24 protein-coding genes are annotated in these 23,250 nt (G+C 33.2%); 2 read left to right on the top strand and 22 right to left on the bottom strand.

What is annotated here, in order from left to right:
• Positions 1-7: 7 nt before the first annotated feature.
• From QZ136_RS04175 to QZ136_RS04135, 9 genes are all read right to left on the bottom strand, one after another.
• The gene (locus QZ136_RS04175; protein WP_291400669.1) at positions 8-169 is read right to left on the bottom strand and encodes a hypothetical protein; all 162 of its coding nucleotides are present in this window, start codon (positions 167-169) and stop codon (positions 8-10) included.
• Positions 170-376: 207 nt separating this feature from the next.
• Positions 377-1,261: a sterol desaturase family protein gene (locus QZ136_RS04170; protein WP_291400667.1), complete on the bottom strand. Its 885-nt coding sequence runs from the start codon at positions 1,259-1,261 to the stop codon at positions 377-379.
• Between the two features lie 216 nt (positions 1,262-1,477).
• On the bottom strand, positions 1,478-2,491 hold the full coding sequence (locus tag QZ136_RS04165) for a YncE family protein (RefSeq protein ID WP_291400665.1): 1,014 nt from the start codon (positions 2,489-2,491) through the stop codon (positions 1,478-1,480).
• 360 nt (positions 2,492-2,851) lie between these two features.
• The gene (locus QZ136_RS04160; protein ID WP_291400663.1) at positions 2,852-4,330 is read right to left on the bottom strand and encodes a cryptochrome/photolyase family protein; all 1,479 of its coding nucleotides are present in this window, start codon (positions 4,328-4,330) and stop codon (positions 2,852-2,854) included.
• 1,015 nt (positions 4,331-5,345) lie between these two features.
• Positions 5,346-5,636, bottom strand: a complete 291-nt coding sequence (locus tag QZ136_RS04155; protein WP_291400649.1) for a helix-turn-helix transcriptional regulator — start codon at positions 5,634-5,636, stop codon at positions 5,346-5,348.
• Between the two features lie 30 nt (positions 5,637-5,666).
• A complete protein-coding gene (locus QZ136_RS04150) occupies positions 5,667-5,873 on the bottom strand; it encodes a type II toxin-antitoxin system RelE/ParE family toxin (RefSeq protein WP_291400860.1) in 207 nt (68 codons plus the stop codon).
• 182 nt (positions 5,874-6,055) lie between these two features.
• Positions 6,056-7,114 (bottom strand): NAD(P)/FAD-dependent oxidoreductase, encoded by a 1,059-nt coding sequence (locus tag QZ136_RS04145; protein ID WP_291400647.1) that lies wholly within the window; start codon positions 7,112-7,114, stop codon positions 6,056-6,058.
• A 17-nt stretch (positions 7,115-7,131) separates the two neighbouring features.
• Entirely contained in the window at positions 7,132-7,749 is a 618-nt protein-coding gene (locus QZ136_RS04140; RefSeq protein WP_291400645.1) for a DUF1801 domain-containing protein, read from the bottom strand.
• Positions 7,750-7,767: 18 nt separating this feature from the next.
• On the bottom strand, positions 7,768-8,175 hold the full coding sequence (locus QZ136_RS04135; protein WP_291400644.1) for a VOC family protein: 408 nt from the start codon (positions 8,173-8,175) through the stop codon (positions 7,768-7,770).
• 180 nt (positions 8,176-8,355) lie between these two features.
• Between QZ136_RS04135 and QZ136_RS04130 the strand changes: the two genes are divergently transcribed.
• On the top strand, positions 8,356-8,595 hold the full coding sequence (locus QZ136_RS04130) for a DUF6364 family protein (RefSeq protein WP_291400642.1): 240 nt from the start codon (positions 8,356-8,358) through the stop codon (positions 8,593-8,595).
• Positions 8,595-9,002 (top strand): PIN domain-containing protein, encoded by a 408-nt coding sequence (locus QZ136_RS04125; RefSeq protein ID WP_291400640.1) that lies wholly within the window; start codon positions 8,595-8,597, stop codon positions 9,000-9,002. The genes QZ136_RS04130 and QZ136_RS04125 overlap by 1 nt, the downstream gene beginning before the upstream one ends.
• A gap of 107 nt (positions 9,003-9,109) precedes the next feature.
• Here QZ136_RS04125 and QZ136_RS04120 read toward each other — a convergent pair whose 3' ends face one another.
• The 13 genes from QZ136_RS04120 to QZ136_RS04060 all read right to left on the bottom strand — a co-directional run bounded on the left by QZ136_RS04120 (position 9,110) and on the right by QZ136_RS04060 (position 22,739).
• A complete protein-coding gene (locus QZ136_RS04120) occupies positions 9,110-10,606 on the bottom strand; it encodes a deoxyribodipyrimidine photo-lyase (RefSeq protein ID WP_291400638.1) in 1,497 nt (498 codons plus the stop codon).
• 299 nt (positions 10,607-10,905) lie between these two features.
• Positions 10,906-12,120, bottom strand: coding sequence for a porin (locus tag QZ136_RS04115; RefSeq protein WP_291400635.1), 1,215 nt, complete (start codon positions 12,118-12,120; stop codon positions 10,906-10,908).
• Positions 12,121-12,464: 344 nt separating this feature from the next.
• Entirely contained in the window at positions 12,465-13,982 is a 1,518-nt protein-coding gene (gene eptA / locus QZ136_RS04110) for a phosphoethanolamine--lipid A transferase EptA (RefSeq protein WP_291400633.1), read from the bottom strand.
• Positions 13,969-14,799 carry a phosphatase PAP2 family protein gene (locus QZ136_RS04105; RefSeq protein WP_291400631.1) on the bottom strand — a complete coding sequence of 277 codons (831 nt, stop codon included), beginning with the start codon at positions 14,797-14,799 and terminating at the stop codon, positions 13,969-13,971. The genes eptA and QZ136_RS04105 overlap by 14 nt, the downstream gene beginning before the upstream one ends.
• Positions 14,800-14,944: 145 nt before the next feature.
• Complete coding sequence (locus QZ136_RS04100) at positions 14,945-15,619, bottom strand: hypothetical protein (protein WP_291400629.1); 675 nt, start codon at positions 15,617-15,619, stop codon at positions 14,945-14,947.
• Between the two features lie 363 nt (positions 15,620-15,982).
• Positions 15,983-16,927, bottom strand: a complete 945-nt coding sequence (locus QZ136_RS04095) for a DUF6620 family protein (protein WP_291400627.1) — start codon at positions 16,925-16,927, stop codon at positions 15,983-15,985.
• A 39-nt stretch (positions 16,928-16,966) separates the two neighbouring features.
• Positions 16,967-17,917 carry a hypothetical protein gene (locus tag QZ136_RS04090; RefSeq protein WP_291400625.1) on the bottom strand — a complete coding sequence of 317 codons (951 nt, stop codon included), beginning with the start codon at positions 17,915-17,917 and terminating at the stop codon, positions 16,967-16,969.
• A 4-nt stretch (positions 17,918-17,921) separates the two neighbouring features.
• Positions 17,922-18,173 (bottom strand): hypothetical protein, encoded by a 252-nt coding sequence (locus QZ136_RS04085; RefSeq protein ID WP_291400623.1) that lies wholly within the window; start codon positions 18,171-18,173, stop codon positions 17,922-17,924.
• A gap of 4 nt (positions 18,174-18,177) precedes the next feature.
• A complete protein-coding gene (locus QZ136_RS04080) occupies positions 18,178-19,128 on the bottom strand; it encodes an SPFH domain-containing protein (protein WP_291400621.1) in 951 nt (316 codons plus the stop codon).
• A 165-nt stretch (positions 19,129-19,293) separates the two neighbouring features.
• The gene (locus QZ136_RS04075) at positions 19,294-20,952 is read right to left on the bottom strand and encodes a hypothetical protein (protein ID WP_291400619.1); all 1,659 of its coding nucleotides are present in this window, start codon (positions 20,950-20,952) and stop codon (positions 19,294-19,296) included.
• A gap of 605 nt (positions 20,953-21,557) precedes the next feature.
• A complete protein-coding gene (locus QZ136_RS04070; protein ID WP_291400617.1) occupies positions 21,558-21,788 on the bottom strand; it encodes a DUF2442 domain-containing protein in 231 nt (76 codons plus the stop codon).
• A gap of 1 nt (position 21,789) precedes the next feature.
• Positions 21,790-22,041, bottom strand: coding sequence for a DUF4160 domain-containing protein (locus QZ136_RS04065; protein ID WP_291400615.1), 252 nt, complete (start codon positions 22,039-22,041; stop codon positions 21,790-21,792).
• A 185-nt stretch (positions 22,042-22,226) separates the two neighbouring features.
• Entirely contained in the window at positions 22,227-22,739 is a 513-nt protein-coding gene (locus QZ136_RS04060) for a M23 family metallopeptidase (protein WP_291400613.1), read from the bottom strand.
• Between the last annotated feature and the right edge of the window lie 511 nt (positions 22,740-23,250).

The raw sequence follows: 23,250 nt of genomic DNA, 5'->3' as shown, positions 1-23,250 counted from the left end.
AAGTCTATTAATTATTTAACTCTTTCTTTTTTTCATCCTGAACATTTTCATAATGAGCAACAAAGGCTCCAAGAGCGTATGCGGCTCCATAAATGAATAATAGTATCAGAATTGTCTTAATGAGTAAATTGGGGAGATTGCTATTTGGGGTATTCTCTTTTAAATCCATCCTAAAAATTTTAATAAATAATTTTACATCAAGTGAAAACAGCTTAATCTATGTAAATACATAGCCTTGGATTGAGTTCCTTGCGCTTCAATAAATTTTACCAAATATTATTTTGAATGTTTTTCGTAGGCGAACAAATATATAATTAAAATTAATTATTGTTCTATAGAGGCAAAAATATTGAAGGCGTTGTACAAAAAAGATTCCCTATTTACTCTTAAAAATTCTTCTAAAAGGTTCTATATTTTGCCCCACAAAATCTTCAGGAAATTTTTCTTCATCAGGAAGGCCTAAAGGCAGGTTTTCGTCGTTTGATGGCCAATAATATGTGCCAAAAATATAATCCCAAACACTGAGTGTTATGCCATAGTTAAAGCCGTTTGGGTGACTCTCAGGAAGTTCCTTAGCATGATGCCAGAGGTGCATCTGTGGCCCGTTGAAGATGTATTTTAACTTTCCTAAAGGGATATTTAGGTTAGCGTGACCAATTTGACCCGCTACAAGCGTAAAAATATGAACAATGAAAAAATCACTAATGCCGAATCCAATCATGGCTAGGGGAATGTATTCTAGTGTTCGGTAGAGGATATTTTCCATCCAGTGGTAGCGTAGGAGGGCAGCAAAACCCATCTCTTTAGTGCTGTGATGTACTTTATGGAATTCCCACATCCAACCCACATGATGGTAAAGTCGATGGATATTCCATTGCATGAAATCACGTAACAAAAAAATCAGTAATAATTGTGACCATCCAGGTAGGCTCCCGACTTGAATTGCAACTAAATTGCTAATTCCGAATAAGCCAATAAAATCATTAAAAGCCTCCACTGCTACCATCGAAAGGGCATTATAGGCAATGAGCGAGAATAGAAAGTAGTTCCAAAAAAGGTAAAAAATATCGAGCCAAAAATGTTCTCGTATCAGGGACTGGTTTTTACGCCATGGAAAGGCAATTTCAGCCAAATAAATAAGTATGGAAGCCCCAAGCAGCCAATAAAAATAATTATGCCAGCTCGGATTCAGAATTTCATTGATAAAGTAATTTGCATAACCAGTATAGCCATCCATCATCACTTTGAAGTACTTTTCCATGATACAAAGATGGAAATTTATATGGTAAAATGGTTAAAAAATGGTGAACTACAATGGGAGCAATGGAGGCACTTTTTACTAAGGAAAAGGATCGAGGTTTGTTTTTTTGAAAAATCTCAAAAACCAAAAACAAATACGACCTATAAATTTGCTTATAGGTCGTATTCTTGATAATTAACAATAATTGCTACATGGAAAAAACCATGATTTGATAACTTATATTTTTCTCTTGTAATAAGCAATCCCAAATGGATTAGTCGCCGTAGCTATACTCGAACCAGCACTTAAGGTAGTTCCATTTACCGTATAAGTTGAAACTGTAGAAGCTGTTGCACCAGAATGTGTAACAAATAATTTATTACCTGCTTCATTAACTACTAAATTATGTGGAGTTGCACTTATTGAAGCCAATGCATTACCGTTTTGTGCGTTAGTACTTGCATTGATCGAATAAAGCTGTGCTCCTGAAATATTAGTTACAAAAACAGTGTTTTGATTAGGTGCAGGAAATATACCATGTGCTCCTACGAATGCATTATTAGAGCTTACACTTAAATTATCTCCATTTAATGTATAAACTTGGCCTGATTGACAAGGCACAAATAATTTGTTTGAATTTGATAAATGGTACAAATGTGGATCTTTTCCAACATTTACCTCAGCTGTTTTGGTAAAGTTTGACGTAGAGTACATATAAATTTTATCAGGCGAAGTTGCAACTGAGTTTAAGATAGACACATAGGCCTTTGTTCCATCTTTAGTTAAAAATACATCATGTGGTTTCATGTCTAATTTAATCGTATTTGTAACCGTATTTGTTTTTAGGTCAATTACAGAAATTGTATTGTCTACATCATTGTTTACCCATAATTGCTTCCCTTGTCCGTCTGCCCACATATGAAAAACACCGTTCCCCACCGTGATAGCACTTTCAACCACTTTTGAATTCGGATTAACGATATGAACTTTTTTGCCAGCTCTATCCCCAACATAAAGTCTATCATTAGCTGCAACATAAACAACATACATTGGTTCTGAACCCGCAATTGATAGGGTTCTGGTAACCATGTTTGAATTTGGATCGATGAAGCTAATGCTGCCAGCTCCTCGATTAGCTACCACTACACTCTCCTCATAATTTACTGTGTCACTATCATTCTTTTTACATGAGTTTAATAATATTGCTGAAAAAGCAATAAATAATCCTAAAATTGAAATTTTCTTATTCATTTATTTATATTTTATTCTTCAAAATTATTATTATTTCTTTCTTATCATATTTTTTCAAAATCATTCTAAATGATCAAACAAGGCATATTTTTACAGCTTAAATAGAAATATCTATCATTTTTTGTTTATTCTAATCTATATTTTAGCTATAGATTTATTAATTAAGTGTTTGAACATGAAATTATTAACCTAGAATAAAACAGAAATAACAATAGGTATAAAATTTGAGTTTTTACACCAGTTAATTTTCTTCTAGAAGCTGTTTTTAGCTATTTTTTTTAATTAGAGGAGCAGTAAATGACACTTAAATGACATATTTTGGACTTAATCAATTCCTTTTTTAGGCTCTTTTGACCTTTTTTAGAGTTGGTCGAGGTATTTATCTGCCTTTTCATGCATCATTGCCTTCTTGCTTTCGTCCCATTTATCGAAAGTTCTGACCAGCATACTTAGCCTTGGGTTTTTCAAGAAAAATACACGTTGTTTATCCAAAAAGCGCCAAAAAAGGGCATCCCAAATCTCTTGCCATTCGCCCTTGGGATAATCACTCATTTTCATTAAGTAATTACTTCCACTCACGTATGGCTTCGACGACATGAGTCCGCCATCTGCAAACTGACTCATCCCATACACATTTGGAACCATCACCCAATCGTATGCATCGATAAATAATTCCATGAACCAACGATAGACTTCATCCGGATCAAATTCACAAAGCAACATGAAATTTCCCAATATCATAAGTCGCTCAATATGATGACAATAACCCGTTTTCAGGACTTTTTTAATGGTATCATCAATCGGTAAAATTCCTGTAGTGCCATCATAAAAACTAGCTGGAATTTTCTTGTCAAAAGACCAATAATTTTTAGTCCTTTCTTCTGTTCCCTTGCTGATATAAACGCCACGAATAAATTCGCGCCAGCCAATTACTTGCCTGATAAAGCCCTCTACCGAATTGATTGGGAGGCTGTTTTTTCTGCTATAATCTATTAATTGGGTGATAATTTGGTTAGGGGTGAGGAGGCCTATATTTAGCATGGGACTTATCACACTATGGTTAATGATGATTTCGTGTCGTAAAATGGCATCCTCATAATCTCCAAATTCGGACATTCTTTTTTCAAGAAATTGTTGAAGCCATTTTTCGCTTGCTTCAAAACCTATAGGATAGATAAAATAATCGCTCAGTTCGCCAATATTCTTGCTAAAGTGCTCATTTACATAATGATATGCCTCTTTAGTAAATTCATCGATGTTTGGGAATTCAACAGGAATAATTGCTTTGTTTTTGGGATATTTCTTTCTGTTATCGACGTCGAAGGTCCATTGCCCACCTTCCGGACCACCATGCTGATCAATTAAAATATTCCTGCGGATGCGTTCTTGCTTATAAAATTCTGTCTGGAAGAATTTCTTTTTTGTAGGCTTAAAAAAGGCCTCTAAATCCTCATTGCTATTTAAAAACATTGGCGAATCCAAGACATTGACTTGAATGTTTAGGGCTTGGCAAGCGGTTTTTATGCGCTTTAATAGCCAATTGTCGCATGGGTCGATTATGCTTATCGTAACCACGCCAGAGGCATGTAATTTTGGGATTAGGAGCCTTATATCCGATTCATTATCAGTTGATTGGATATAGTTTATAGAAAAACCCTTGTCCAACATGAATTTTTGATAAAACTTCATGCTGGCCCTATGAAACGTAATTTTTTGCTTGTGGAAATTGTATTGTTTGAAGAATAAAAACTCTTCTACCAAATAAATGGGACCTTCTAATTGAAAAAGTGGGTTAAACTGAAATAATTGATGCGGGAAAATGAGTTTAACGTTTTTCATTGGACTTTATAACAATTGTAGATCAAAATTATAAAGGACTAAATTAATCTATTTTATAGGTTAGATGGTTGACTTGATGTCAATTTATATTATTTGGTGATCCGTAGAGACACACGGTCGTGTGTCTCTAAAAATATTTGATAATCCGCAGAGACACACGGTCGTGTGTCTCTAAAAATATTTGATAATCCGTAGAGACACACGGTCGTGTGTCTCTAAAAATATTTGATAATCCGTAGACACACGGCCGTGTGTCTCCAAAAATATTTGATAATACGTAGGAGACACACGGCCGTGTGTCTCTACGATATTTGATAATACGTAGGAGACACACGGCCGTGTGTCTCTACGAGAAAAAATAAACGGCTAGCAATATTGCTAAAATCAATAAGACTCTAATAATTATGCTGGAGATAATTTTTAAACTATTTTCATCCCTATTCCTTAGTAGAGACACACGGCCGTGTGTCCCTACTATTTTTATGGTTAAGAGAGAAACCATTAATATTAGAATAACATTTGATGCAGTATCTCTAAATCCTGATTCTCTCTCCGTGAAAAAAAATATCGCTATAAAAGCAAAAACTAATGAATAATTAATAAAAGAATAATTAGTCAATAATATGCCTTTGAAATTTGAGTTGTTCATGATATTTGCTTTAAATTAAAGTTATAAACCTAAACTTAAAAAAAAACAAACATAAAAGCTAAATATTTTATATTAATTCTTTTGAATTAAAACTAATCAAAGAATTAATCATTGAATAATATTTAGGATTTACATTCAATCTACCCGTCATTTCGAACATGCCTCTCATGTCGCTCTGTTACCTGTTAATATCTGGCATGGAGAAATCTCATGCTAGGAAAAGCAAATCTTAAAATAGCAATAATCCATTGACTTTCCAGTGCACTAGCATGAGACTCCCAATATTGGGTAATCCGTAGAGCGCTGGCGCTTAACTATCCGGACAGTGGAGTAACATTGCGCTAAATCGGGCATTTGGTTTTATTGTTAAATTTCAATTGAAATATTAACCTTTCCACCTAGTCCTTTTTCTACAATTTCAAATAATGTTTTTAAAGTCATATTACTCCCATCGTTTTCAACTCTAGAGATATAGGTTCTTTTTTTATCAACCAAAATGGCTAATTGTTCTTGTGTTAAATGTTTTTCTTCCCGAGCTTTTTTCAGGAGAATTCCAATTTTAAATGATTCAAATTCGCGTTCTAACTGATCACGACGTTGTGTCCCATGGTTACCGTAAACTTCATCTTTGATTTCTTTCCAAGTTCTTGTGCTCATGTCAGTTTTTATTTTTATAATATTTATTCATTAGGTGTAATGCTTTATCAATTTCATTTTGAGGAGTCTTTTGTGTTTTTTTGTAAATCCGTTCAAAAGTATTACTAGTCTTCCCTGATCGAAAAAGCAAAAAACTCGCCAAATATCTGTGCCTATTTGAATCCTCGCTTCAAAGAGTCCATCCGTTCCTTTAATCGCTTTTAGGTAATTGCTAGGAACGCGTTCTAATGTTTCAATTACCTCAATAATCTTAAAAATCTTATTTTGAACTTTTAAAGATTGTTTCTTTAAAAATTCAAAAAGTGATTTTCAAATTCAACGATTTCACGAACCTTAGCAACCATAAAACAAAAGTAACTTATAAGTTACTATTTTCAATTTTTTTTTCGATTTATCTTAAAAAAGTAACCAGATTATATCTAACCCTTCAAATCCCTCAGCACCCTCTTCGCTGCACAAACTGCACCCTCCATATATCCAGGATAAATGCTAGACGTTTCTGTCGCAGAAAAGTATAGTTTGCCACTTAAATAACTATCCTGTAGTACTTTATGTCCGTTATTTTGATGCGGTCTTTGTATAATTTGATTCGCTCCAGAAATATATTCGTCGTTCCATATTTTATCGAAATAGGATAGAGGCTTCATGATTTTTTCGCCAAACAATTCATGCAATTGTTGTAAAAGCAATTCTTTTCGTAGTTCTTGGCTATAGTTTGCTGCTGCACCACTTAAAAAGCCAGTAAAACCAAATTTATTGCCTTCAATATTAGTGTGGTCATACATTTCGCTAATGATGCCGGTATGGCTGTATAGCATTCCCGATTGGCCATTTTTTCGCCAGAAGGCTTCATCATATTCTAATACAAATTTGATGGAGCCCGACATCCAGGTTTGAACATTTGAAAAAATAGCATTGACATCCGTACCTAATTCCGGGAAATATTGAATGCTACTAAGGGCTAGTTGTGGAGGAATACAAACAATTACTTTATCGGCTTGAAACTCTTTTCCGTTAGTAGTTTCAATTAAAACTTCATGGTCTAATTCTTTGATTGCCTTAACTTTTGTGTTGAGCTGGATATTTTCTGAGTTTAGCTTAGCGCTCAAGCTATCAATTAGTGTTTGTGTGCCGCCTGCTAAACGGTAGGATGGTAATTCAGCTTCCGGGACAAAAAACTGCTGTGCTGGCTCGAAAGATTTGGTTTTAAAAAATGAGATCCCTTTCGAAAATTGCGGATACTTGATAAGTTCCAATTCATCAATGAGCGACAATAAATTGGGGTGTATATCCGAAAACCAAGTTGCTCCGAGCTCTAAAGGTGTTTCATTTTTTCCTTTAATGGTCTGAATTCTTCCTCCCAAGCGAGAAGATGCCTCTAAAATTAGAGCTTGTAAGCCATTTTGTTTTAATAAATAGGCCAAAGTTAAACCACTTAGTCCGCCGCCAATAATAACAACTCTTTTATCTAATTGCATGTATATTTTTCTTTATTTTAACGATCATTCAAGCCGATACCATTCAATATTTGGGCTCTATATTTTTCAATTCGGGCAATCCGAGTGACCGATTGTTTAGCTTGTAAAAAATGAAGGGTATAGCCTCTTTGGCGACCGGGACTAAGTGAATAAAATGCTTTTTTGAATGTTTGATCTTCCTCGAAGGCCTGCAATAACTCGATAGGAGTTGGCTCAGGGTTTTTAAGAATTGGCACCTTTTTTCCACTTTTTTCAATTTCTATAGCTTCATCTATGTAAGAAATTAAGACATCAATCAATTTTTCAATTTGTTCCGGATTGGTAAATTTTGCAATTCTTCCCGACTGAATATTGCCTTGTTGTTGTAGGATTTTATGTTGATCACTTAATAAAGCACCTTTGAAAAAAGTCATATTTGCCGACTCTTTTAAAGCGTTTACACTAATGATATTTTTACCATGATGAGTATAAACCGGTACTCCCCACTTGATTTCTTCAATTAATCCCGATTCAAGGGCAATTTCTCTGAGTATTTTCAGTTCAGTTTGCCAAGTATTGACTTTACATTTTGGCGTTGCACCATATTTGCAACGCATACAACCATCAATAAGATATTGATCAACTCGTGGATTCATTTAAAGAGTATTTTTAAACTATTGTGCTATTTGACTCGGATCGGTAAACATTATTTCCCATTGATGTCCGTCTATATCTGCGAAACTATCATAATACATCCAACCATGGTCGGCGCTTTCTTTATAGCGACTAGCCCCATTTTCTAAGGCATTTTCCACAATTTGATCAACTAATTCGCGGCTATCTACTTCAATTGCCACTAAAACTTGTGTTGTTGAACCATCAGCGATGGCTCGGTTGGTGAAGGTGCTAAAAAACTCATGGCTAATTAACATGGAGTAAATAAGTCCCTCATTTAATACCAAACACAATGCTTTATCATCCGAAAACTGCTCATTAAAGGAAAAACCTAGCTTAGTCCAAAATTCCCTCGTCTTTTCAAGGTTTTTGACTGGAAGGTTTACATAAATGGATTTTACTTTCATGGATTTAATGAATTGTTTATTTCAAATTACGCTATTTTATTTGTGTGAATGCTAATTTAATTGCAAACCTATTAGGAGCTATAGACTTAAAATATCATAATACTGAGGCATGGTAGAATTCTATTCTCAAATTTTATTTATACGTAACTATTTTATATTTTTATACGTATATTTATTATTATGAATACGAAACTGACTTTAAGTTTGGATAAGGAAATAATAGCGGAGGCCAAAAGCTATGCTAGAAGTCACCAGGTGAGTTTATCTAAACTAATAGAAAATTATCTAAACTCATTAACTCATGAGTCAAACAATAGAGATACTATTAGTCCTTTAGTTGAAAGTTTAACAGGCATCATACCTAGTGATTATGATGAAAGAGAGGATTATAGAAATTATATCGATAAAAAATATTCATAATGGAGCAAGTTTTTGTCGATACCAATATTGTAATTGATCTTTTAGCAAAGCGTGAGCCTTATTATAAAGATGCACAGGCCTTATTTACACGAGCGGATAGGGATGAAATTCAGGTACTTATATCTTCCTTAACTTTCGCAAATGCCTATTATTCTATAGTTAAACATTATAAATATGTAGATGCGAAAAAGTATTTGGCGAAATTTAAAGTCTTGGTAAAAATTCTTCCCTTAGATGATAAGGCCATTGAATTAGCATTGGTATCTGATTTTTCTGATTTTGAAGACGGACTCCAATATTATATTGCAATGGATAATCAAGCAGATATTATCATCACTAGGAATAAAAAAGATTTTAAAAGTTCAACTATACCGGTTTTAACAGCAGGGGAGTATTTGAATAAATAATAGCCTTCGATAATAGTTAAAAGGGATGTGAATTGAAATTGTGATACGTAATTAAATATAATATTTATGCGTGTAATTTGTGTATGAATTATCTCTATTCAATAGTTTTATACCTTTTTTGATGGTCTTCTACCTTCATTATTCACATGTTTTTTCAAAATTCTTTTGCCTTCCACTTTTACCTCATTTGTTTTGCGGAAGCTCCAGACTAAATCGCTTGCGGCTTTGCGACTAGTTTCAATATCTACAATGGGCTTGGGATAATCTTGATCAATTAGTACTCCATAGAGATTTTGTTCTATCAGACTCATTTTCCAGGGCTCGTGGATGATGGCAGGAGGCACATTTTTTAATTCTGGAATCCATGTTTTAATAAAAACTCCTTCCTCGTCATGCTCTTGTGAGTTTTTTATGGGATTATAAATTCGGATGGTATTGATACCGGTCACGCCGGATTGCATTTGTAATTGAGGATAATGAATTCCCGGTTCATAATCTAGAAATTGACGAGCAAGGAAATGTAATTCGCGCCAATCTTGCCATAAATTAAACACAAAAAAGGAGACCACCATGGCACGCATTCTGAAATTGATATAACCTGTTGCGACTAAACAGCGCATGCAAGCATCCACAATTGGGACTCCAGTTTTGCCATTCTGCCAAGCCAAAATATATGACTCGTTTTTAGGCTTCAACATCACATTATAAGCCTTATTTACATTTTCGAACTCCATACTGCACTCATCTTCAAACTTTTGCATAAAGTGACAATGCCAATGCAGTCGTGAAATGAAGTTAGAAAGCGCTCTTTTATTCTCCGATTTTTGATAATGCTGAACAGTAAATTGATAGACCATGCGCATGCTCAAATTACCATAACTGAGGTAAGGGGAGATTCTGCTACAACTTTTACGACTCAATGCGGGCTTGGAAATATGTTTCGAATAGTTTACGTATCGATCCTTTAAGAAGCTTTGTAAATAACGCCAAGCCATGCTTTCGCCACCCATTTGAAAGGATTTGTTTTCAGTGGTTATTTCGGGATTCAATGCTGGCCCTTTGAGCGATTGGTATAGATTTAAATCAAAGTTTAGGAAATTCCAGTTGCCTTCATCAATTAATTTTGGAGATTCTTCCATTTTTTGCTTCCACAATCGCTCCCAATCCTTCCTAGATTTTAATTTCCGTACAACCCCATTATGCTGGTATTCAGTCCATTGGATATTGTTCTTTAAACAAAAATCTTTCATGGCAAGATCTCGATCAAAAGTAATTTTATTGCCAATTTCTTGATGAGAATAGATTTTTTTGATGCTATAGTGTTTCTGGATTTCTTCAAATACTAGCGTCGACTCATTATGAAATACAGCGATTTGGGTGTTTAAATCAGCTAGTTTTGTTTGCATTTCCTGAATAGACTGATGTACGAAGCGCCAATGTCGTACATCGCTATCGGCAAAATTCATGATAGAGGGCTCAAAGCAGTAGATCAGTAAAATGGGAAGATTTTGCTTTTGGGCGTAAAAAAGTGGCTCATGGTCGGTAAAGCGTAAATCTCTTTTGAACCAAACAATTGCTATTTCTTGCTTTACGCTATTTTGCACGATGGATTTTGATAAAATTTATGGGAATAAAACGATGCCATTTTGTTTTTGGCAATGCTATTCTGTTAGCAACGAATTTATCAAATACACAGCGTTAAAACTGCTTGTGATTTTAATTTTACCTTTTGATTACTTAGTAAAATAAAATGATGAGGAGAGAAGATTAGATTTTATGATTGCTAAATCATTTGCATGCCTTAAGATTTGGGCATGAATGATTTATATAATCTAATTAATGATTATTTTTTTAAATAAGGTTAAATATGGCAGTTATTTACTACCAAGGGTATTAATTCTTCCTAAAAATTAACTTGAGCTTGTATTCTTAAGAGTCTCCCAGTCTGGAAATTGTTTCTTTTGACAAAATCCTCAAATCTTCTTTCTGATGAAGTATAATTAAGCACTAATTCAAAGTTTTTATTCATTTGCCATTCAGCGCCAATCTCAAAATCATCTACATTATAGCTACGCGCATCTTTTTCATGCTTTTTACCACCTTCATAATATTGATATCTAATAAAGGGGATGAGTATTTGTTTGTTGAGTTTTGCGAGATAACTTAAGGTTACATATCCACCTTTTAAAGGTGTTACTTCTATTGCATCTGTCGCTTTGTTAAATTCTGGTCCTTTACCTAAAGTGTATTCTGCTTGAATTCCAAAAGGTTTTGGATATAAAACGAAGGTACCAGCAACTCTTTGATCTAAATAATTTAGGTCGGCATTTGTTTTTACACCGGGACTTAAATTTGCTTTAGGGATTACATATTTTCCTGTATAGGCTTGTACACCCATTTCAATAATTTGGTTTTTAACTTCAAAAGGATAGGTAAAACGGCTAACAATATGAAGTTGATTATTTAACTCAGGGTTGTTTGCTGTTTGCCCATTATAAGCACCGAAAGCAAAAACACCGTAATCACCGCTTCCTTTTAATCCGTCATTAATCAAACTTGCGTAGAGTTGTCGTTTTTCTTTGGGCGCCCAATAAAAGAAGGCACCAATATCTCTTTCATTAGAAACCGCACTATTTAATGCGTCATTTCTGTCGAGGGGTAATCTGTTCTGGCTCGACTGCATATTTTCAAAACCATAAGGGACTTTGCTTTGGCCAATTCTAATTCTAAATTCGTTATCTTGATCTATACCCACGTCAAAATAAGCATCTCTTAATTGTCCGAAATGAAGTCTATCGGTAGAAGCGCTGCTGGCAAAGTCTGGCTGAATGTAGAAATATATATTTTTGTTAATTTGTCCTGAGAAAATAATTCGTGTCCGTCTGAGAAAAAATCCACCATTGTCGCCCCAAGACCGGTCACATTGTTCGCAATTTAAATTAGGGTTTGTTTCAAAAAGTCTGTTATATCTTAATTGGGCATAGCCTCTGATTGAAAAGCTATCATACCACTTTTTAGTTGTTGGGCTTTGCTTAGTACTTTTTACGGTGTCGGTTTGTGAAAAGGCTTGGAAGGAGAAAAGTATTGAAAGTAAAATTAGATATGAAAATCTGGTCATTTTTGAACAATAATAAAATACTAAGAATGTATGCATTACCATTTTAGATATATTTTATCTAAATAGTAGATGTTTTTTAAATAAATCCCATAAAAATGCAAATTTACTATTTTTTATTGTCTTTAAAGATATATTTTTAATTGAAGAAGGCTTTCCCTTGGCTTAAATGAGGTTTTAGGCCTTTTTTAAAATTATAATTCAGTAGTGAGATCTATATCTGCGCTTATTATTTTCAGCTTAATCGACGATTTTAATCTTTGGATTTTACTTCAGGACATGGAACCTTTGCGAAATATAATGATGTATTAAATGCTAATGATGCTAATTTTTTAAATACCATACAATCATTTAAAAATATTCATTTCCTCCTTGTAAATAGGACTTTCAATGGCTAAGAAAGATAATACACTATGAAATACATGGTTTTGAGATAGTGTTTGCTTTGTTTTTAGTTTTCTAGAATTATCAGACATCCAAACAATAAATGGTATTTCATACTGTTCTTTTGGAGCAAAGCTCATCGGAATACCGTGCATGTATAAATTTTTCTCTCCTAAGGATTCTCCATGATCTGAAACAAAAATCATGGTGCTATTAAACTCTTTCAGTTCTTTGAGATTTTGAATCACACCATTTAAGATATAATCGGTGTAAATAATGGTATTATCGTAGGCATTAATTAGTTCTTCTTGCGAACAATTCCCCAGTTCAACACTATTGCACACAGGCTTAAAAGTTTCAAACTGAGGTGGATATTTCTTACTATAGCTTGGTCCATGGCTCGTACTTGTGTGCAATACGATTAAGATTTTATCTTTATCACTTGATAAAATTTGCTCTTTTAGTCCAGATAAAAGTACCTCATCGTATTTACAATCATCACCTTTGCAATCTGGCATTAAATCGTTTTTAGTTTGATAGTTTTTTATGTGTATTGGAGGTTCTCCCCAATTGGTAGTCCTCCAAACAACCTCCACATTATTTCTATACAAGTAATTAGGTAAGATTTCATACAATTCATTGCTACTGGTATGTTCTAATATACATTTAAGGCCTGCGGTGGTGTAGGTGGCACAACTAGTGGCGTCGAAATGAAATAAATTTGATGTTTTAGATAATAGCGGATTGGTATTTTTAGAATAGCCATACAATGAAAAATTTTGCTTTCTTGCTGATTCTCCAATAACGAGCACAACAACAGATTTTTTATTGTCTTTGATTTTAGCATCAGGTAATAAAATCTCTTTTTTATTTGCATCACTTTGATGAATATAAAATCGCGAAAGATTTACAGAGTAGGACCAAGGCATGGCCAAGCCGCCTAATTGTTTTGAATTTTTATCAATCCAGAGCCAATTACTTGCATTCGCAAATACCAAAACCACTATGAATGCTAAGCTTAGTCCCGAGATGCTTAAAAACCGCTTTAAAGGCATTTTATTTATCTTGGCTTTTATAACATAAGTACTCAATAATATCCCTAAAAGGATATAAAGAAGTAGTTTTATTGAAAAAAAGTTACTCGACTCCTCATAATTGGTATTGAGCACATTACCTATCATGCTTTCGTCAATAATTACTCCATAGGTATTTATAAAATACACCGCAATGGCATTTATTGTAAAAAATACGGTCAATAAAACTTTCCCCAACCTGCTCGACAACTGAAAGATCAGAAAAAAGACAAAAGCATTTAAGATGAGCATTAATATTATTAAGCTAATAATGATTAATATGCCATTAAAGCTCTTATAATCAATATTATTAACAACATAATTGAAAAATGGATAATGAAAGAATAAGAAATTAACCAAACTTACTAATAGAACAAAATGAGTTAATTTCAAGTTACTTTTTAACATAATCTTTAATGATGATATATGATGAAACAGCCAAGCTAATGAATGATAAATAATAGATGATTAGATTTTCAATCCTAATTTTAGTTACAATAAAAGCCATTGCAATTGCAAATAATAAAATGAAAATAGGGTAGAATTTTTTGTTATTTATCCATGTCCAGATTGGGTATTTAAGGTTAATAAAAATACCCGAAATACCTGAAATATAACCTATAATACAACCTATTAAAACATCTAATGGGAAATGTGCTCCAATCCCTATTCTTGTACTTGCCAATATTATTCCGATAAAAATGATAGATAAATACCAAAAGACTTTGATAATGGCTTTTTTAGGAATAAAACTAAACATGATTACTGTGAGTACTGTAAAAACAGTAATGGAATGTCCGGAAGGCAAACTATTTGTCTGACCTAGAAGTGGTTTCCCAATGATAACAAAAGTATGATGATCTAAAATAGCTGCAGGTCTGGGTACCGAAAAAATTGTTTTTAAAACCTTTGAAAGTATTCCAGAAATTATGGTTGCACTGATTAATGATTCCCAAATTTTTGGAGCCTTTACAATAAAAATTGCTAAAAATGATAGCGCGATGAGTGCATCACCGAATTGTGTGAGATTATATTCTGTTAGCGGAAAAGCAGATAATTTATTATTTAAGTAATAAAACCATTCTTTTTGAACCTGTATATACGAATCAGTATTTAGTGCGCTTTGTTTAAAAAGAATAAATGCAATAAAACTTAACAGAATAAATGGTAAAAAGAATAAAGAAAGCTTAAGTTTTTCGTAATTATTTTGAATTTGTTTGTCCACTCTATTTTTGATGTTAAAATCTAATTTTTATTATAAAGATAAATTTTTGATGCATAAATTATTTTATTGGACATGCTAAAAATAAATTATCCAAATTTAATAAACGTTCAATTCCTTTATTAATTTTTGTCTGTTGTAAAATTTCTTAGTCCTCGTATAATGTTACTTCCATCGTGTTGAGCTTAAGTAGAATAGCCAATCCATGTTCAAGATCCCATGAAGGTCTAAAAACTACCGTAGCAATTTCGGTATTTTCATCTTCTTCATACTTCAAATAAATAGCTTGGAGTTCTAGTGTGGGAAGAAATTTTTCGAGGGTATCTAGCTTTGTTTTAGCAAAAAACTCATCAAATTCCCATAGAGATTTAAAATAGTTGTGGGCAGTCTGGTAAATTTTTTGGCCAGTATCTTGACCGCAAGACATTAATTTCAAATATAATTCTCTATCTTTTTCTGTGATAAAGTCCTCTTGATCAGTACTATTACCAAATACAATTGGAGCCATTTCATCCAAACAATTTACTTGTCTTAAGGCGTAGAGATTATGCCAATAATCGTCTTTATGTAATAGTCCGATGCTCTTGTCAAAATAACATTTATCGTCATTGATTTGGTCGGATTTTATTTCTTTGTAGCTTGTTAATAGCTCATGTTTTTCAAAATCCTCAAGACTATTAAAAATATAGGGGTTAAATAGACGCTTATTGCATGCATAAAGCCCAAAATCTATTTCATTTTGTTTGTAAGGATCGTTTATGATGCTTTCAACTTTCCAAACGAAGTCTATGTTATCTACTATTTTGTAGAAATATTTTTCCATTAATGTGGCTTAATTTTTGGGGATTAAGCGTAAAAATATGCAAAAATGCTGTATTTGATTGTGTTTTGTTCTTGTCTTTCTATTATTCAGTATTCCTTTTTGTAGAGTTTGATTTTTTCGCGATTAAACATGCTATTTATCGGGCTTGTACCTGGGCTTTGGTATCAAATTATGAGTTGCTAAATTTGATTAGCATTGAGATTAATTAATGTTTTTATTTTAAGCAATGATGTTGCTTATTTCAGCCTGCTTTATGGATTTAAGCAAAGAATCTCCCAAATGAAATCAATAAAAAGCAGTGCTTTTATCTATTCAAATGGGAGATTAAATATAAATTCTAGCCTTTTTTGAAGGCTTTAATTATTAAAACTCTACATCATCAGCCACATTTCCACCTTGTTCGGCTGCGAATTTTTCGGCGTATTCAGCTTGTTTTTCATCTTGGTATTCGTGGTAATGAAGTACTACATTAGAATCGAAATTCTGGTTTTGTAATTCCATATATTTCATGGCTACGGATTGAAAATCACCTAAACCGATTCCAAAATTATCCAAAATCCACTGTGCGCCGTCCATACCATATTCGTAAGCCGCCTGGCGTGCACCTGTAAGTTCATAGTAGAAATAGGGGTCGTTTTTCAATCGTTCTAAATTGGCTTCACCTTCTTCAGATAAATTAGTTTTAATTCCTTGAAGTTTTGGGTGTTGATCAGCTTCACCAAAATATTGACCAAACAAAACGGAAACGCTAAAAGTAGTGTCTTCTGCCATTCTTGCAGGCCAAATGGTGTTTAATTCACCCCAAATGGTGGCATCAATTCCGAAGGCTTTGTAGATTTCATCTTCTGCTACACCCGAACCTAATTTGGCACAAATAGCTGCGTAATCTCTCAATGCAATTCCGTGAACTGGCGCTAAAAGTGGGTTGCTCTCATCCTCAACCGTATTTCCCATACTTGCTATCCCATGATGTGCCATTGAATTGCGTTGGTCGAAGCGAATATATTGATCTGAATCGCACTGATTCCAAGCCATATATACATCTCTACGGTAGTTGAAAAACACATTGTTGATCTCGCTTTGGCTCGTAATGTCTTCTTGTTCAATCCAAGCTTGTGCCAAACGTTCAACTTCTTCTTCGAAATCATCTACATCGTAATGGGTTCCATGAAGCGTTTCTGGGTCGTATTCTGTTTCTTCGTATTCACTGTCAAAATCATTAGTCTCATCTGAGTTTAAATTTTGATTTTGTGCATTTTGATTTACTTCTTCTTTGCCCGTGTTAGAGCCAAATAGTTTTTTGAACATAATTGTGTTTTTTGGATTTATTAATGATTTATTTTGGTGTTATTCTTCAATGTTTGCCAATTCATTTTGCAATCGGGTTTCGAGATGGTCTGCTAAATCGGGAATAATTTTTTTCCATTCAGCAAATTTTTTATGCAAATATTCCTTTCTAAATAAAGGTGTGTTTTTGATTGATTCTTGCCTTTTGGCTTCTAAATCAGCGATTTTGGCTTCAACTTCAGCTTTAATTTTAGAATCTTTTTCAAAATTCAAGCTCAATTTTAGCGGGTGCATTTCATGATAATGGAAACGTTCTTTTTCATCTTCTTTTTGGTATTTTTCATACAAATCAGCTGCACGCTGTTGAGCCAAGTCTTGTGCAAAATGTTGTACCATTCGGGCCTGAGTACTAGGTTCAAAGGTGTTTTGTGTTTGACAGGCCGAACAGTTCAAATGCACATTGATAAAGAATATTTTCTCGATAGAAATAGGGCTTCCACATTGTTTGCAATTAAATTTATCCTTAATCGCAGCATACTCGTCTAATACTTTTTGATACGCAATTTCATAATCTTCATAGTCTGTGGCATTAATTGCATTCGAGCAGACTTGATATTTCTCTTCAAATATGTTGTATCGGTTTCTACAATCTGTACGGAAAGTATCAAGCAGATCTCGCTCCTTATCTTTAGGCGAATAGTTATGTTTTATTTCATGGTACAGATCCAAAATTTTATCATCATGTACATCATATACCTTTTTACGAATGTTCTCCATCTGTCCATCTATACCCGACTTCATGCGATGAAAATCCATTTTGAAACTCTCTTCCGTATTATTGCGCATTTCCGTCAGTTCGGGAATGGCTGCATCGGTGAGTTCTTGCATTCGGACTTCTATTTTGTCTAAGAAATCAAAAAAACGTTGTTGGTTTTCATGAATTTGTGCTAACCACTCTGCCGAAACAGAAGTATTGTTATCAGCATCTTTTTTATTAAATAATCCGAACATAATTTTAGTGTTGTGAATTGTCTTCTTTTTTTAGGAATAGGCCATCGGTCAGGGTGATAGCTATAAATTCATGGCCACAATAGCCACAATGTGTTAAGCCATCTTGTTTGGCTCTACCGGCACCACAATTGGGGCAATTTTCGGCATCCAGCTTAGCTTCTTTAAAGGCGAATGATTCGTCAATTCCGTACGATTTTTGACTCTGAGCTTTCAACTTCATTTTCTCTATGAATGAAAGTGGTTTTTTTTCGTCCATCAAATTATAATTTGCTTAGTAAATCAGATTTTTTGCTTTTGAATTCGTCCTCATCTAAAACACCGGCATCAAACAAGTCTTTTAGCTGCTTTAACTTTGCAGGAATATCTTCTGCCACAGCTGCTATAACTGGTTGATTTTGTTGCATTTGCTGCATCATCATGTTTAGCATAGCACCCTGTTGTACCGCATCGTTAAGTCCGCTTTTACCATCACCAATGGCCGATGCTGTATTGAATTGCGTAAACTTATCCATGTCTTTGACCATATTGATATTGGTCATTTTGTCGTAATGTGCTGTAACCTCTTCTGGAAGTGTTACACTCGTAATGATGAATTGTGTAAGCTCAATCCCTAGTTGAGAGAAATATGTCTTTAGCTCGGGTTCTACACGTTTACTTAAATCTGAAATATTTCCTGCTACATCGGTAACAGCTAAATTTTGATTTGCCAAAACTTCGCCAAATTTTGGTGCTACAAAATCTCTTAATTGAGCTTGAAGTTCAAATAGTGTCAGCTGAATATAGGTGCCACAATATTGCCTGAAAAAAGTAGCTACATCGGCAATTTTGAAGTCGAAACTGCCAAAAGCACGGATTCTAACCTGCCCAAAATCAGGGTCTTTCATTAAAATAGGTGCTGGAGTTCCCCATTTATTATTGATAAATTGATGGGTGTTGAAGAAATAAATATCTGCTTTAAAAGGACTCTCAAATCCGTATTTCCAGCCCTTTAAACGACTTAAAAGCGGGATGTTTTCTGTCGAAAGTGTGTGCATTCCTGGTCCGAATACATCAGCTAACTGCCCCTCATTAAGGAACATAGCATGTTGTGTTTCACGAACCGTTAGCTTAGCACCATTTTTTATCTCTTGGTCTTCATCTGCGTATTTCCACATCAATAGATTAGGATCTGGCGTGGTGGCTTCTATAATTTCAATAAAAGGTAACTTCATTATTTATGTATTTAAATTATGAAGCAAATTTATTTCGATGGAGTAGAAAGCAGGTAAATTGGGTGTCTATAAGTTGTCTACAGGACAAAAAATGGAGTCTATTCAGCGACTACAAGACATTTAATTTATTGAAAATGAGATTATTGTAAAGACTAGAAAATGGATTTATTTAGCACTTTGGATAAACTCATCTAAATCTTGTTCTTTAGAAAGTTGTAATTTTTGTTTGATTCGGTAACGAGCCATTCGAATGCTCTTAGGTTCAACATTCATTTGAGTTGCCATCTCTTTATTTGTGACCTTCATGAGTATAAATCCGCAGTATTTAAGGTCTAATTGGGTGAGCGACTGACTTGCTTTGGCTTGTAAGCGATTAAAAAAGTCTGGGTAAATTGTATTGAAATTGTTTTTGAATTTCTCAAAATCATCATCAATAGCTAAACCAGAGTCAATTGTTTTAAAAATAGCGTTGTTAATGGTTGCGTGTTGCTCCTTATTTTGTACCAATAATTGGCTTTTGAGCTCATTTAAAATTTCGTTTTTCTTTTCCAAATGAAGAACACTGTTTATTAATTCTTTTTGCGTTTGTTCTTTCTCTTCTTGGAGTTTTTGCTTTTTCTGTTCGGAATAAATGTGTTTTATTTTGTTCGACTTATAGTAATAAAAAAACATTCCAAAACCCAGAAAAAGAGCTAGGAGGGAGGCAATAATCAATCCGTTTTTAAATTGATTTTTTTTCGATAAAAGTGTGATTTTTTCTTCTTTGGCTTTCAAATCATATTTGGCAATGGCATTTTGAATTCCCGTTTCCTTTTCGTTTGCATTGCTCGCATTGGTTGCTTCTTGAAATAGTAAATCGTATTTATGATAAGAAATAAAATCCTTCTTGCTAGCCGAAATTTCCTTTAAATCTTGATAGAATTTTTTCTCCGTTGAATATTCCTTAAATGGCAATGATTTTAAATAATTAATCCCTTTTAAAAAGGATTTCTCAGCCTCGTCTAACTTATTTTTATTCAGATACAAAAGTCCTTTGATACCATAACAATTTCTAACCACACTTACTATTCCATATTTTTCGGCATAGCCCAAGGCGGTATCTGTTAAGTTAATTATTTGGGATTCATTTTGATTTTGAGATACTAAAAAATTGGCATAATTGAGATAAGCCACCGCCACATTCATTTTGTTAGTGGTTTGGTTTTTAGTAAGTTGAATAGCCTTTTCAAATGAAGAAATTACTTTATCGATGGGTATAGTTTTTGGCTTTGAATAAAATTGCTCTTTTAGATAAGTCGATTCACAAATTTGAGCTTCTAATTTTAAGTCGTTATTATTTGATAGTTCTGCATAACGAATTCCTTTTTCTAAAAAGTTTTTGTTGACCAATTCTCCTGAATTCGCAATGCTAATAGCACTTAATGCTGCAAAAGTGTAATTTTTGGCCTTTTCAAAATGAGTTAAAGATTTTAATATATCTTCTTCATAACCCGATTCATCTATATAATATTTATAGCGGTATAGCGCGTAATAATAATACCCTAAGGAGTTTTCATTGGAAATTTGAGCTATATTTTCTTTGGCCTTTTCAATGGCTTCTTTGGCAAGTAAGAGTTTTTTTTGTCTGAGATAGGTAAGGGATATAAAGCAGTTGGAAATGCATTTAATTTCTCTGTCTTTTGCTTCTAATTCAATCCTTTTTTGAATGCTTAACGATTCGGTGCTATCAATATATCTTAAGTTATAGGCATCAATTATCTCTTTTTCTTGTGCTGCATTGCTAAATGGTAACAATAGAAAAAAAGCAATAATTAGTGATCTCATAAAATTTTACTCCAATATGGTTTAAGGTCTTAAAAAAGGTTTTCTACATTAAAATAAAAGCTTATCTGCTTTATTGTTTCATGTAAAATCTTAAAATGAATGATAACACGAATATTAAATTAATGCCAAATTTCCACCCTCATCCATTCATTTGAGAAGATTTCTTTGGTTAAATTCGTGAGATATTTTATATCGCTAAACTATAAATAATTAATAATATTATCTGATTTAGAATGAAATAATGTAAATATTTTATCAATTTATATTTAAATCGAAAATATTTATCTTTTGGGTAAATGGTATTTTCCTATTCCAAATACCCAATCGGATTAAGATAAAAGATCTTTATCTAGGCTTGTTTATCGGAGTCTAAACGCCAAAAATAGGGGATAGGTGTTGCAATCGAATAATGTAAATGAGGTGCTTTTCCTTTGGCATTTCCGCTCGTTCCAACCGTGCCTAAGATTTCATTTTTATCGAGCTAAAATAAGCGCATTGTTTTAATGAATGTTTATAAAGGGGGCAAGCGTAAGATTAAATTGGAAATACTTGAGGGCAAATTGATTATTAAAATTAAAATGGTTTTATCTAATTTAATATCCCAATTATTCTGCCATTTCAATTAAACTATCTATTGATAAATCTTCATCAATTAATGGCCAATGTATTCCATAACCAGAAGGAGAAATTTTATAAAATCCTCTTTCCGCGTCATTTGCAAGAACCAATTTCACAGATGCTCTTTCTATAGATATTCTGAAAACTTTCCCATCTATCTTTAAAAACATTGTGTTTTTATCGAAAGTTAAATCTTCAATTTTACGGGTTGCAATCATTTTATTTTAAATTAAAGTGATTATTCCAAGATTCAATTATTAAGTCGAAATGTTGATAGATAATTTTCTTTATTTCTTTTTTTGCTGTTGGAGTTAAATTAAAAGCAAACTCTTCTTTAATTTCAACTTCTTCAATTAGTATCCAATATTTACATTCCATATCAGCTTTTTCCGCATGTACATGAATTGGTTCGGAACCTTCATTTGAATAGAAGAATAATCTCCAGCCGTAAATAAATAAAATTGTTGGCATCTATTTTAGATATATACAAATTTAACGAATATTTTATTGAAAATATTTGAGATTAACGTGATTTGTTTTTTAATTTTTTCGCCAAATCAGAGTAAGTTCATGCATCTTCATCTAAACTTTATTTTTTTGTATTTTGTCTTGTTTATTAGATTACTCGTTTCATTAATGTGCGTTTAAACAGGTTTTTATTCCTCCAAATACACAATCGGGTTAAGATAAAATATCTTTATCCAGGCTTGTTTATCGGAGTCTAAACGCCAAAAATAGGGGATAGGTGTTGCAATCGAATAATGTAAATGAGGTGCTTTTCCTTTGGCATTTCCGCTCGTTCCAATCGTGCTTAAGATTTCATTTTTATCGAGCCAAGAAAATTGGGATGTTTTAATATCTTGTAAATGAGCATAATAGTGTAGGCGCCATTTGGGACCTAAAACCAAAACCACATTTCCACCCATGCTTAATTGTCTGGTGTATATTACCAAACCACTAGTTGATGAACGCACATTTGTCCCATTTTTAGCAAAAATATCTACTCCTTTATGGGTTATGGATTTCCCCCAAGGATAAAACCAAAAAGAATCTGGATGGTAGCTCGATTTTGTGGCACCTTCAACGGGCATCGTGAATCTTTGTGGGATGAGGAAGCCTAGGAGGAAAAGGACGAAGAGTAGGAGGAAGGATTTTTTTTTTAGTGTCAAATTGGATGTGCTTTAAAAAGCTATATAATTGTTGTTAGATCATTATTCTTAATGTAAATAGCATGATATTTCTTTAGATTGTTTGTATTAATTGCACAATAGAATATGCAATTAATATTAAAAAATGCACAACTGAATGTGCAAATTTTATTAAATATTGCACAATATAAAGTGCATTTTTGTAAATTATCCTTGGTAATAATCCTGAATTTAAGAATTATATGCCTTGAAAATGAAATTGTTAGGCTTAAAACTATTTCTTTGATTAAATCTTAATCCCTTAATGGTTTTATCTTTTTAAACATTAAGACATTAAGGTTAATTAAGGACAAAGCGTGTTAAAGGTCTTAATTTTCTTAATTTCTTAATCCCTTAATGGTTTTATCTTTTTTAACATTAAGACATTAAGGTTCATTAAGGGCAAAGCGTGTTAAAGGTCTTCATGTTTCTTAATTTCTTAATGGTTTTATCTTTTTTAACATTAAGACATTAAGGTTCATTAAGGGCAAAG

Source organism: Daejeonella sp. (genome assembly GCF_017495225.1).
Taxonomy (GTDB): domain Bacteria; phylum Bacteroidota; class Bacteroidia; order Sphingobacteriales; family Sphingobacteriaceae; genus Daejeonella.
The sequence above is the reverse complement of the archived record's forward strand: the minus strand, read 5'-3'. Positions and strand labels throughout refer to the sequence as shown.

Bases quoted from the DNA above. Each gene is read 5' to 3' on its own strand.
- QZ136_RS04175 (WP_291400669.1), bottom strand. From the start codon at position 169: ATGGATTTAAAAGAGAATACCCCAAATAGCAATCTCCCCAATTTACTC.
- QZ136_RS04170 (WP_291400667.1), bottom strand. From the start codon at position 1,261: ATGGAAAAGTACTTCAAAGTGATGATGGATGGCTATACTGGTTATGCA.
- QZ136_RS04165 (WP_291400665.1), bottom strand. From the start codon at position 2,491: ATGAATAAGAAAATTTCAATTTTAGGATTATTTATTGCTTTTTCAGCA.
- QZ136_RS04160 (WP_291400663.1), bottom strand. From the start codon at position 4,330: ATGAAAAACGTTAAACTCATTTTCCCGCATCAATTATTTCAGTTTAAC.
- QZ136_RS04155 (WP_291400649.1), bottom strand. From the start codon at position 5,636: ATGAGCACAAGAACTTGGAAAGAAATCAAAGATGAAGTTTACGGTAAC.
- QZ136_RS04145 (WP_291400647.1), bottom strand. From the start codon at position 7,114: ATGCAATTAGATAAAAGAGTTGTTATTATTGGCGGCGGACTAAGTGGT.
- QZ136_RS04140 (WP_291400645.1), bottom strand. From the start codon at position 7,749: ATGAATCCACGAGTTGATCAATATCTTATTGATGGTTGTATGCGTTGC.
- QZ136_RS04135 (WP_291400644.1), bottom strand. From the start codon at position 8,175: ATGAAAGTAAAATCCATTTATGTAAACCTTCCAGTCAAAAACCTTGAA.
- QZ136_RS04130 (WP_291400642.1), top strand. From the start codon at position 8,356: ATGAATACGAAACTGACTTTAAGTTTGGATAAGGAAATAATAGCGGAG.
- QZ136_RS04125 (WP_291400640.1), top strand. From the start codon at position 8,595: ATGGAGCAAGTTTTTGTCGATACCAATATTGTAATTGATCTTTTAGCA.
- QZ136_RS04115 (WP_291400635.1), bottom strand. From the start codon at position 12,120: ATGACCAGATTTTCATATCTAATTTTACTTTCAATACTTTTCTCCTTC.
- eptA (WP_291400633.1), bottom strand. From the start codon at position 13,982: ATGTTAAAAAGTAACTTGAAATTAACTCATTTTGTTCTATTAGTAAGT.
- QZ136_RS04100 (WP_291400629.1), bottom strand. From the start codon at position 15,619: ATGGAAAAATATTTCTACAAAATAGTAGATAACATAGACTTCGTTTGG.
- QZ136_RS04095 (WP_291400627.1), bottom strand. From the start codon at position 16,927: ATGTTCAAAAAACTATTTGGCTCTAACACGGGCAAAGAAGAAGTAAAT.
- QZ136_RS04090 (WP_291400625.1), bottom strand. From the start codon at position 17,917: ATGTTCGGATTATTTAATAAAAAAGATGCTGATAACAATACTTCTGTT.
- QZ136_RS04085 (WP_291400623.1), bottom strand. From the start codon at position 18,173: ATGGACGAAAAAAAACCACTTTCATTCATAGAGAAAATGAAGTTGAAA.
- QZ136_RS04080 (WP_291400621.1), bottom strand. From the start codon at position 19,128: ATGAAGTTACCTTTTATTGAAATTATAGAAGCCACCACGCCAGATCCT.
- QZ136_RS04075 (WP_291400619.1), bottom strand. From the start codon at position 20,952: ATGAGATCACTAATTATTGCTTTTTTTCTATTGTTACCATTTAGCAAT.
- QZ136_RS04070 (WP_291400617.1), bottom strand. From the start codon at position 21,788: ATGATTGCAACCCGTAAAATTGAAGATTTAACTTTCGATAAAAACACA.
- QZ136_RS04065 (WP_291400615.1), bottom strand. From the start codon at position 22,041: ATGCCAACAATTTTATTTATTTACGGCTGGAGATTATTCTTCTATTCA.